At 38.8% G+C, this 11184-nt stretch carries 8 protein-coding genes and 3 tRNA genes; 6 read left to right on the forward strand and 5 right to left on the reverse strand.

What is annotated here, in order from left to right:
* Positions 1-33 precede the first annotated feature (33 nt).
* The gene (locus D7029_RS15280; RefSeq protein WP_023582728.1) at positions 34-954 is read right to left on the reverse strand and encodes a transcriptional regulator GcvA; all 921 of its coding nucleotides are present in this window, start codon (positions 952-954) and stop codon (positions 34-36) included.
* 663 nt (positions 955-1617) lie between these two features.
* On the opposite strand from D7029_RS15280, the gene csdA reads away from it, so the two are divergent.
* Entirely contained in the window at positions 1618-2829 is a 1212-nt protein-coding gene (csdA, locus tag D7029_RS15285; RefSeq protein ID WP_194951139.1) for a cysteine desulfurase CsdA, read from the forward strand.
* 5 nt (positions 2830-2834) lie between these two features.
* Positions 2835-3287, forward strand: a complete 453-nt coding sequence (gene csdE / locus D7029_RS15290) for a cysteine desulfurase sulfur acceptor subunit CsdE (protein ID WP_194951140.1) — start codon at positions 2835-2837, stop codon at positions 3285-3287.
* 244 nt (positions 3288-3531) lie between these two features.
* On the opposite strand, the gene tcdA is transcribed toward csdE, so the two are convergent.
* Both tcdA and mltA read right to left on the reverse strand, forming a co-directional pair.
* The gene (gene tcdA, locus D7029_RS15295; protein ID WP_194952686.1) at positions 3532-4371 is read right to left on the reverse strand and encodes a tRNA cyclic N6-threonylcarbamoyladenosine(37) synthase TcdA; all 840 of its coding nucleotides are present in this window, start codon (positions 4369-4371) and stop codon (positions 3532-3534) included.
* Between the two features lie 110 nt (positions 4372-4481).
* Positions 4482-5576 carry a murein transglycosylase A gene (gene mltA, locus D7029_RS15300; protein WP_194951141.1) on the reverse strand — a complete coding sequence of 365 codons (1095 nt, stop codon included), beginning with the start codon at positions 5574-5576 and terminating at the stop codon, positions 4482-4484.
* Between the two features lie 293 nt (positions 5577-5869).
* Here mltA and D7029_RS15305 point away from each other — a divergent pair.
* The 3 genes from D7029_RS15305 (at position 5870) to D7029_RS15315 (ending at position 6152) form a co-directional block, all read left to right on the forward strand.
* Positions 5870-5946: transfer RNA gene (locus tag D7029_RS15305), tRNA-Met, on the forward strand.
* 30 nt (positions 5947-5976) lie between these two features.
* Positions 5977-6053: transfer RNA gene (locus D7029_RS15310), tRNA-Met, on the forward strand.
* A gap of 22 nt (positions 6054-6075) precedes the next feature.
* Positions 6076-6152 (forward strand) — tRNA-Met (locus D7029_RS15315).
* Positions 6153-6363: 211 nt separating this feature from the next.
* On the opposite strand, the gene amiC is transcribed toward D7029_RS15315, so the two are convergent.
* Positions 6364-7626: an N-acetylmuramoyl-L-alanine amidase AmiC gene (gene amiC / locus D7029_RS15320; RefSeq protein WP_088494680.1), complete on the reverse strand. Its 1263-nt coding sequence runs from the start codon at positions 7624-7626 to the stop codon at positions 6364-6366.
* 240 nt (positions 7627-7866) lie between these two features.
* Between amiC and argA the strand changes: the two genes are divergently transcribed.
* A complete protein-coding gene (gene argA, locus D7029_RS15325; RefSeq protein ID WP_088494679.1) occupies positions 7867-9201 on the forward strand; it encodes an amino-acid N-acetyltransferase in 1335 nt (444 codons plus the stop codon).
* 71 nt (positions 9202-9272) lie between these two features.
* Here the strand turns inward: argA and recD are convergent, their stop codons facing one another.
* Positions 9273-11183 (reverse strand): exodeoxyribonuclease V subunit alpha, encoded by a 1911-nt coding sequence (gene recD, locus D7029_RS15330; RefSeq protein WP_194951142.1) that lies wholly within the window; start codon positions 11181-11183, stop codon positions 9273-9275.
* Position 11184 lies beyond the last annotated feature (1 nt).

The raw sequence follows: 11184 nt of genomic DNA on the forward strand, positions 1-11184 counted from the left end.
TTCCTATCTAGGAGATATTTGCCAATCGCAATATTAAGATGATGTCAGTAAACCCAGCTTTTCTTGCTCATTCGCTGCTTGAGATAAAATCCATTGGCGAAAAGCCGCAATTTTACCCAATTCAGCCTGACTATCTTGGCAAACTAAATAAAATGCATTTTTACTAACAAGGACATCTGGAAAAGGTCTTACTAATCGACCTGATTCTATTTCACTACGAGCCATTACATTATTAACTAATGCAACACCTTGTCCATGTACAGCAGCCTGTATCACCATTGAACTATGGCTAAAAATAGGCCCTTGTTGCACATTGATCTGATTTTGTATCTCTAATTGACGTACATAAGCTTGCCAATCTCGACGAGATGTATCATGTAGCAGTGTATGATAAATCAGATCGGATGGGGTTTTTAGTGGTTTTTCACCTGTAAGTAAAGATGGCGCACAAACAGGAATTAAATATTCCGCATAAAGACGGTCTGTACGTAACCCTGTCCAATTTCCTCGACCATAAAAAATGGCGACATCAACATCGTCAGCCAGCTTATCTTCTTCTCGATCAACAGCCTGAATTCGCACATCAATCCCCGGATAAGCTTGGTTAAATCCAGATAGCCGTGGTACTAACCATTGAATAGCAAAACTTGGAGAAAGGCTAACAGTAAGTGCGCCTTTTGCGCTTCGAGCTAATAATTTGCGAGTTGCCTCGTTAATTGATGAAAAAATTTCCTTAATATCGAGGTAATAGCTCTGCCCTTCTTCTGTTAATAAAAGAGATCGGTTGCGTCTTCTAAATAATTTTAGCCCAAGGAATTCTTCTAATGTTTTAATTTGGTGGCTCACTGCTGCTTGTGTCACAAATAATTCTTCAGCGGCTTTAGTAAAACTTAAATGACGTGCCGCTGAATCAAAAACCCTAAGCGCATTTAATGGCGGTAAACGTTTAGACATATTCGGTTCTTAAACCCCTATTTTGGCTATTAGTAGACCCTAACTTTCATCATTAGTTTTTTTTATGCGAAGCATTATAAATTGTCCCTTGATGATTAGCCAGTAAATACCTATAGTAAGCGCACTTCCTAAGCCGGAACGAAAAGTTGTGTAGTAGTAATACTGCAAAACTTTTGGCTTTGTGGTTGTGATGTTGTGTTTGCAAGTTGTCTGGAAATTCCAGACTTAGTAGCTGATGCTACTGTTTTTTTTCACTTCCTGTACATTTACCCTGTCTGTCCATAGTGATTTTATAGTGCACCGCCAAGGCGGTGCTTTTTTTATTCCCTATTTTTCTCTATTTTTTCATTACTCACACACACCAATTTGATGTTTTCATCCATTTTTTATAATGGACTTATCATCATTATTCTAAAAAAACTCACCACGATTTATCCAAAATAAATTTAAACAAGAAAAAATAGGATATTAATCTGATCTCAGCGATTTTTTATTGAGTGAACTTTCACCATCTTAATCGTGTTATTATGGGTACAATGAGCCAGAACAAACGGATACTCCTAGGTTTCCGTTATAAATAAATATAATTAACCGTATAATCTATACGCCCTATTTTTAACGACAAATCGCGAAAATTTATTCGTCTACCAATACAGCCTAACTATGAACGTATTTTCACCTGATTTATTTCGACAACAATTTCCTGCACTTAAAGAAAAGACTATTTATCTCGATAGTGCAGCGACAGCATTAAAGCCTCTTGCCATGATAGAGGCCTCAGATGCGTTTTATCGCTATAATTTTGCAACCGTTCACCGTAGCCAATATCAACATGCCAAAGAAACAACTCAACAATATGAGGCGACGCGTCAACAAGTTGCCGAGTTAATCAATAGTACTGATAGTGATACGATTATTTGGACAAAAGGCACCACAGAATCACTCAACCTTATTGCTCAAGGTTATTTTCGTCCGCGGTTACAGGCTGGTGATGAAATTATTGTTAGTGAGCAAGAACATCATGCAAACCTTATACCTTGGTTGATATTGGCAGAACAGACAGGCGCACGCGTGATCCGCTGGGCAATAGAGGATAACTTTTTACCTTCGATTGATAACTTAAATGCTTTAATCAATAAACGAACACGAATTGTCGCCGTTAGCCAAATGTCGAATGTGACAGGCGCTCAAATCGCATTAGATAAAGTGTCTCAATGTGTTCACCAATATGATAATTGCTTACTGGTTGTCGATGGAGCACAAGGTATTGCTCATCACCCAACAGATGTTACAGCACTCAATATCGACTTCTATGTTTTTTCTGCTCATAAACTTTATGGCCCTAATGGATTAGGTATTTGTTATGGTAAACGTGAGCTTTTAGAAACGATGGCACCTTGGCATGGTGGCGGAAAGATGCTAACTAACGCGACATTTGATGGATTTATTCCAGCGCCTATTCCTCAGCGTTTTGAAGCTGGAACACCTAATGTTGCTGGTGTTATTGCATTTTCAGCCACATTAGCATGGTTAGAAAAGCAAGATATGCATCATGCTAATCAATATGCTCTTGAGCTTGCAGATGAAGCAGAGAAGCGCCTCAGTGAGTTAGATGGATTTATCAGTTACCGAGCCGCCAATTCATCTGTTATTTCTTTCAATTTTGAAGGTGTTCATCACAGTGATTTAGCCACATTAATCGCAGAAAAAAGTATTGCATTACGTACAGGGCAACACTGTGCGCAACCTCTTATTGATTCATTAAATATTTCAGGCTGTTTACGCATTTCTTTTATGCCTTATAATCAACGTGCTGATATTGATGCTTTTATTAATGCCGTTAAATTTGCTCTAACACTCTTAAAAGATGAATAATTGAAATGAATAACAACACACCTTTGCTTGCAACCCAGCACCCATTTGGTCATGAAATTACCTTAGCTATCTTGCTGGAGGATTTCCAAAAATCAAAAGCATGGGAAGATAAATACCGTCAATTAATTCAACTCTCACGTAAATTACCCGCATTACCTGATGAATTAAAAACGACAGAAAAAGAGATCAAAGGTTGTGAAAATAGAGTGTGGCTTGGTGTCGAATTAAACAATGACGGCAAATACCATGTTTATGGTGATAGTGATGGTCGTATTGTAAAAGGCTTGCTGACTATTATTTTAGCCACTGTTGAAAATAAAACGGCGCAAGAAATAGCTGATATCGATATGTTAGCTATTTTCGCTCAATTAGGATTGGCTAATCAAATTAGCCAATCTCGCACTGACGGAGTGAATGCGATTATCGCACGATTGAAATCACTCACCTCCCAGTATTAAGTTTGATACTCTAAATAATTCAAGTCACAGCTAGCCGACAAATGAATGAGTCGCTAGAAACATATAACCTGTGATCAAAAATAAAATTTATTAATAAGTTAATATATAACCAGTCGATACTCTAAATAATTCAAGTCACAGCTAGGCGACAAGTGAATGAGTCGCTAGGAGCATACATAAGTATGTGACTAGTGCGAATGAACGCCGTCAACAACGCTGTGGCTTGAAGTATGACGAGTATTCGTCAAACAACGCTGCAACTTGAAGTATGACGAGTATCATGAGCACGCTGTGCCTTCGCTAACATCTTCTTCAAAGCATGAGACACCGCAATAAAACCAAACGACGCCGTTACCATCGTTACGGCACCAAAACCCGCTGAACAATCCATTCTTTTTACACCATCTGCCGTACTTTTTGCTGCGCAAACCGTTCCATCACCCTGCGGATAAACCAGTTGTTCTGTTGAGAAAACACAATCGATCCCTAGTTTTCCCTTACTATTTTTTACGACATTAAAATCAGATTTCAAACGCTCTCTTAATTTAGCAGCTAAAGGATCTTGAATTGTTTTTGCTAAATCAACCACTTGAATTTGTGTTGGATCAATTTGCCCACCAGCACCGCCTGTTGTGATCACGGGTATTTTATAACGACGGCAATAAGCTAATAATGCAGCTTTTGGTCTTACACTATCAATTGCATCGATGACATAATCAAAGTTGTTATTCATCATTTCAGCGACATTATCCACCGTGACAAAATCATCAATACTAGTCACTTTGCATTCTGGATTGATTTCTAAAATACGCTGTTTCATCACTTCACATTTTGGTTGGCCCACACTCTCTTTCAACGCATGTATTTGACGATTAGTGTTGGTTACACACACATCATCCATATCAATTAAGGTGATAGCACCAATACCACTGCGTGCTAATGCTTCAGCGGCCCAACTTCCGACGCCACCTATACCCACGACACAAATATGAGCCTGAGCAAAATAAGACAGCGCTTTTTGCCCATAGAGTCGCCCTATTCCAGAAAAGCGTTGTAAATATGAATCTGATAATGAATTTTGCATAATGCGATAACAACCTAAATAACAGAAATAATCATGGCTATTAATATCAATAGCCATGTCGTTTGCATAATTTTACCGTTAATAACGAGCAGATAAATAGTCAATCATGTTTATGACGAAGGGTTTAATAAGTTAAGTTGTGATTTTTTTAATACCCAAACTCGCCCATAGTGATTATAAAAACCTGCCATATGACCAGCATCTTTACCAATCCCATGATAAATATCGAAATGATGCCCTTTAATTGCACCACCCACATCTAATGCCACCATTAAACGCATTTGATATTCACCTGTAAAATTACCTGCATTATCAAGTACAGGAATTTCAGCCAGTAACACCGTCCCTGCTGGAATAATGCTTCTATCCGAAGCCACAGAGGCGAGTGCAACAAGTGGGATGGCACTAGCACCTCTAACAGGTGTAAAAGGCTCTGGTTTGAAAAAAACAAATGATGGGTTTTCTTCTAATAACTTTCTTACTTCAGCATCATTGTGCTTATCAGCCCAATCTCTAATAGCGAGCATAGACATATCTTTTCTTTCTACTTCACCATTATCAATAAGCACTTTGCCAATACTACGGTAAGGGTGTCCATTTTTCCCTGCATAACCAAAGAAGGTTAAAGGTTTACCATCACCAAAATCAACATAGCCACTTCCCTGAACTTCCATCATAAAGTTATCCATAATGGAGTTACTGTAAGCCGCAATTAAAGATTGGCTTAATGCCCCATTATAAATAGCAGCACGAGAAGGTAATTTTGAACGACTATTTGTTGGCATTTTATAAAGAGGGTATTGAAACTCACCTTGTGGCGTTAAACGAGCTTCAAGAACCGGCGTGTAATATCCAGTAAATTGAACATTTCCGTACTTATCAACCCCTTCCATTTGAAATGCAGAAAGATTGAATTGACGTAATTGACGTGTATCTGCACCAGAGCGCAACCAGTTTTCAACTGCCTGATAAGTCTCTTTGTTGCTATTGTACAAACGAGATGATGTCTGGTTTATCTGACTTACTTGTTGTAAGTAATCAGGGCCATTAATGGGTGTACCTTGTGTGTTTGGCGAACTTACCTCAATGAGATCTTGCTTAAGCTTTCCATCTTTATACTGTTGCCCTTGCTCTGTTGGACGATGACATCCTGTCAAGGCAAGCGCTAACATACCTAAAATTAACGATTTTCGCCAAGTAACCATTTTTGACCCGCTTAATGACTAAATTTGAGTGTTGATTTTGACTTAGAAAGATACCAAAGCAAAATCAATAAAGATATGAATATACCGATTGCTAAGACTTTCTATTATCACCCAATCAATATGACTTTTAAACATCAAGTATATATTCTAAATAACTTGAAGTAGGACGAGTATAACTGCCTAAATTTGCATCTTGATGTGTTATTTCTGACCGTTTTTAAAAGAAAACTGTAAAAATTTCATAAAAAACTTGCAACTCGGCAGATCCTGAGTATAGTGCCCCTCTGTGGAGACGCGGGGTGGAGCAGCTTGGTAGCTCGTCGGGCTCATAACCCGAAGGTCGTCAGTTCAAATCTGGCCCCCGCAACCAATTCACAAAGCAGTAAGTTATAGTATCAGTCGCGGGATGGAGCAGCATGGTAGCTCGTCGGGCTCATAACCCGAAGGTCGTTGGTTCAAATCCAGCTCCCGCAACCAATTCTATAAACAACAATTCAGTCGCGGGATGGAGCAGCATGGTAGCTCGTCGGGCTCATAACCCGAAGGTCGTTGGTTCAAATCCAGCTCCCGCAACCAATTTCTCTTCAAAATTCCTTCTTATTTTTACTTTCTCTCTTAATTCACAAACCTAATCTTATCAATCATAGATTTCTATACTACATTTCTTTTATTTCAATAACGCATTGTATTGGATAGATTTATTGTGCTGAAAACACAATAAGAAGCTCCAATAGAAAGCGTATGATCTTGGCTTTCTACTGGAATATAAAAAAGATATAGGAAGAGGTTAGCTACGGTCTGCTAACGTTAATTCACCACCATTAGCAAAATAAGCTTTGATCCCTTTGAAAATAGACTCTGCGATCTGTTGCTGGAATTTAGCGGTTTTTAGTTTTTTCTCTTCTTCGATATTACTGATAAAAGCCGTTTCTACTAAGATAGAAGGGATCTCAGGGGCTTTTAATACCGCAAAACCCGCCTGATCGACTTTATTTTTATGCAGTTTATTAATACCGCCTAATAACTTAAGTACTTCACTACCGAATTTTAGGCTGTCATTAATAGTCGCAGTTTGTACGAGATCGAGCATTGCATGGTCTACATAGCGATCGCCACTTTTACTCACCCCACCAATTAAGTCAGACTCATTTTGTGTTTGAGCAAGATAGCGTGCAGTGTTACTGGTTGCGCCCGTTTTTGATAATGCAAAAACAGAAGAACCTCTTGCAGAGCGGTTTGTAAACGCATCAGCATGGATAGAGACAAATAAATCTGCCTGCATTTTTCTCGCTTTAGCAACACGTACTGTCAATGGAATAAAGACATCTTCATTGCGTGTCATATACGCCTTCATTTTGGCGTCTTTATCAATAAGCGTTCTTAAGCGACGAGCAATTTGTAAAACCACATCTTTTTCACGTGTTTTATATTTACCTATTGCGCCCGGATCTTCTCCACCATGGCCAGGATCGATCATGATAATAATCGGTCTATCTCGCCCTGCTCTGCCCGGTTTACGTGTATCGGTTTGTGCTGGTACAGCTTGTTGTAAATCACCGTCGTTATATTCACGTAATAGCGCTAAAAGAGGATCTTCTTCCGTGTCAGCGCCGTGGCTTGGGTAGAAATCTAACACCAAACGGTTTTTAAATTCAGCCACAGGTTTAAGCGTAAACATTTGTGGTTGTACAGGCGTTTTTACTTCAAATACCAGTCGAACTGTTTTAGGTGTATTTTGACCAACGCGAATAAGTTTTAAATAGGGATCGCTAGTCTGAACCTGATTAGCAACACCTTTTAGTGTGCTATTAAGTTGAATACCTTCTAAATCCACCACAATACGTTCAGGATTTGATAATGCAAACTGACGATATTTCAGTGGTGTACTGGATTCTATAGTCACGCGAGTATAAGTCGAGGCAGGCCAAACCCTCACAGCAACAATAGATGCTGTGGCAGCAAGACCAACAGGACTAACACTTAACAATAATAACGCGCCAATTCCTTTAACAAGACGACGACGAGTTTGATTGTGCTCAGAATGACTCATGAAAATATTCCAAAAAAACGATTAACGTCAATAAACTCTAAAAAGAGATAAAAAAAGTTAAGAACGAAAAACTTTACCCAATCCACACTTCACTGTCACTTAAAAACAGCACAATTACTCACTTTTACACGAATATTCTGCCTTCAGGGAAAACAATAAGATAGGATTTTACTTGCCATTCCTCTCCAAAAAGAATAAAAATACATTAAATACGAATAAAAATTCACTTGAGAGGGTTTTATGAAAGAGCGTAGCACCGAATTGGTCGATGGATTCCGCCACTCGGTTCCGTATATTAATGCACATAGAGGCAAAACGTTTGTCATTATGCTGGGTGGTGAAGCCATTGCTCACGAAAACTTCCCATCTATCATTAATGATATTGGGTTATTACATAGCCTAGGCATTCGTTTAGTGGTTGTTTATGGTGCTCGCCCACAAATAGATACAGCTCTTGAAGTGCAAAAGGTATCTCCGATTTATCATAAATATACGCGCATCACAGATAGCAAAACCTTGGAAATTGTTAAACAAGCTGCGGGTACGTTGCAACTCGATATTACGGCTCGCCTATCAATGAGTTTAAGCAATACGCCATTACAAGGTGCGCATATTAATGTTGTCAGTGGTAACTTTGTGATTGCTCAACCATTAGGGGTTGATGACGGTGTTGATTATTGTCATAGCGGAAAAATCCGTCGTATCGATGAAGAGGCTATTCACCGTCAATTAGACAGTAATGCCATTGTATTAATTGGCCCAGTTGCGGTATCTGTGACGGGTGAAAGCTTTAATCTCACTTCAGAAGAAGTAGCAACACAGCTTGCTATAAAGCTTAAAGCACAAAAAATAATTGGTTTTTGTTCATTCCAAGGTGTTGTCGATGAAGAAGGACACATTGTTTCTGAACTATTACCTAATCAAGCCGAAGATAAAATTCGAGAGCTACAAACAGAAGGTGATTACCATTCAGGTACAGTGAGATTCTTACGCGGTGCAGTTAAAGCCTGTCGTCGTGGTGTAGAGCGTAGCCACTTACTTAGTTATCAATCTGATGGTGCTCTTATTCAAGAGTTATTCTCTCGTGATGGTATTGGTACTCAAATCGTCATGGAGAGTGCAGAAAAAGTTCGTAGAGCGAATATTAATGATATTGGTGGCATACTCGAACTTATTCGCCCATTAGAACAACAAGGTATTTTAGTCAGACGTTCAAGAGAGCAATTGGAAATTGAAATTGACCAATTCACCATAATTGAACGCGATAATATGACTATTGCGTGTGCAGCACTCTACCCTTATCCATCAGAAAAAATTGGTGAAATGGCTTGTGTTGCAGTACACCCTGATTATCGCAGCTCTTGTCGTGGTGAAGTTTTGCTACAACGTATTTCAGCACATGCTAAGCAATTAGGGTTAGAAAAGCTGTTTGTTTTGACAACTCGCAGCATACACTGGTTTCAAGAAAAAGGATTTGAACCAGCTGAAATTGATAAGCTACCGATTGAAAAACAAGCACTTTATAATTACCAACGTCGTTCTAAAATTTTGATTTTAGATTTACATAAAGAGTAATTGCCAAATATAAAAAAGACAGGTATCCCTCTCAATGCCTGTCTTTTATTATTTTCATTATTAACTAACGACTAATAACGTAACTTATCAATTAATCCACTTCGACGTTGAATACGTGTTTGTATTGCCATTTTCACCATCAACTCTGAGGCATAAAGAGAAAGCTTCTGTTTAGCCCGTGTTAATGCGGTATACAATAATTCACGACTAACAACAGGTGAAAATTTATCGGGCAGTACTAACGCTGTATGGGTAAATTCCGAACCTTGTGATTTATGCACTGTCATTACATACGCAGTTTCATGTTGTGGTAATCGGCTAGGTTGGATCACTTTCAATTTTCCATCAGGTAGTTGGAAAAAAGCTTTCATTTCACCTTCATCATTATTGAGCATAATACCAATATCACCATTAAACAGACCTAACGTACTGTCATTTCGTTGGATCATAATGGGGCGTCCAATATAATCACTTTGATAACTATTTGTAGGACGGCGGATCAATCGCTGACGATGCAATAACATTTCAATTCTGTCATTTAGACCACTTACACCGAAAGGGCCTTCTCTTCGCGCGCACAATAGACGGTATTGGTTAAATGCATTAAGAATAATATCAGGTGATGCTTTTTGAGAAACTAAAGTGAGATACTCTCGATAGGCATTAACAGCATCTTGGATCATCAGTAAATAACTCTCTTTTGACTCTAAAGCAATAAAGCTCACATCTTGAGGCTCTAATGCGATTTCAAGCTGTTGTGGGCTAATCTCTGCTTTTTTCAACAACGCAATGGCTGTTTTGGTCTGTCCTTTATTAACCGCGAAAGCAAGTTGCCCTATCCCTGAATTCTCACCAAAGCGGTAGCTTTTTCGTAGCAGACACAGAGAATCACTGACGACAGAAACGGGTGTTTGAGAGACAGGAATAATGTCGGTAGATTTAGCCAGCTCACCTTTGGTCAAGTGATTAATTTGATCAAATCTCTTTTGACTAAAACCATTTTCAGAAAAACGGCAAATATCACCTAATACAGCGCCCGCCTCAACAGAAGCTAGTTGGTCTTTATCACCTAAGAAAATAACGTGGCATTTTGGTGGAAGTGCATCAATCAAACGCGCCATCATAGGTAAATCAACCATCGATGCTTCATCAACAACTAAAATATCAAGCTGTAATGGATTATCTTTATGGTAACGCACTTGCTGGCTTTCAGGCTGAGCGCCTAATAAACGATGAATAGTTTGTGCCTGTTTTGGCATCCACTTATTTTCTTCTTCGCTTAAATTAAGTTGTGCCAAAGCGTTACCTAAAGACTCCGTTAATCTCGCAGCGGCTTTACCTGTAGGAGCCGCTAATTGAATAATCGGCTTTTCATTCGATGTAAGCATCACAAAAGCCGCTAAAATTTTAGCAACTGTTGTCGTTTTCCCTGTTCCAGGCCCCCCAGAAATAATAGAGGTAGGGCTTGTAATAGCAACACTCGCAGCCACTTTTTGCCAATTTGTTTCTTGGCTTTCTTTCGTTGTTGGAAAAAGTTGGTCGAGTACTTTAATTAATTCATTCTCATCAATATCAACAATGGCATGCTCTTGCCTAAAAAAACGAGCAACTTTCTCTTCATAGCTCCACATTCTTTGTAGATAAAGAAGTTCATTATCTAAAATAATGGGTGAGGGAGAATCATCGCCACTTTGATTAACACAATGACAATGAGTCAATTCTTCTACTATTTTTTTAGCAGAAGGCTTACCCATTTTTTGCCAAATTTCTTGTGCAAACTCCTTTTGTCTACCATCAAACAGTTGATCTTTCTGAATAATACTCAATGGTAAACAAACATGACCCGCTCCAGTTTGAGCACTCAAATAAGCAAATATAAACAGTAAAATAGGGTTTTCATCTTCCACCAGCATTTGTGCAAATCGAAGATCTAAAGGCCGTAATAAGTTTTGTGTAATCGCTTGTTCTAATAGTTTGATCATT

The sequence above is a fragment of the Proteus vulgaris genome, from assembly GCF_016647575.1.
Taxonomy (GTDB): Bacteria; Pseudomonadota; Gammaproteobacteria; order Enterobacterales; family Enterobacteriaceae; genus Proteus; species Proteus mirabilis_B.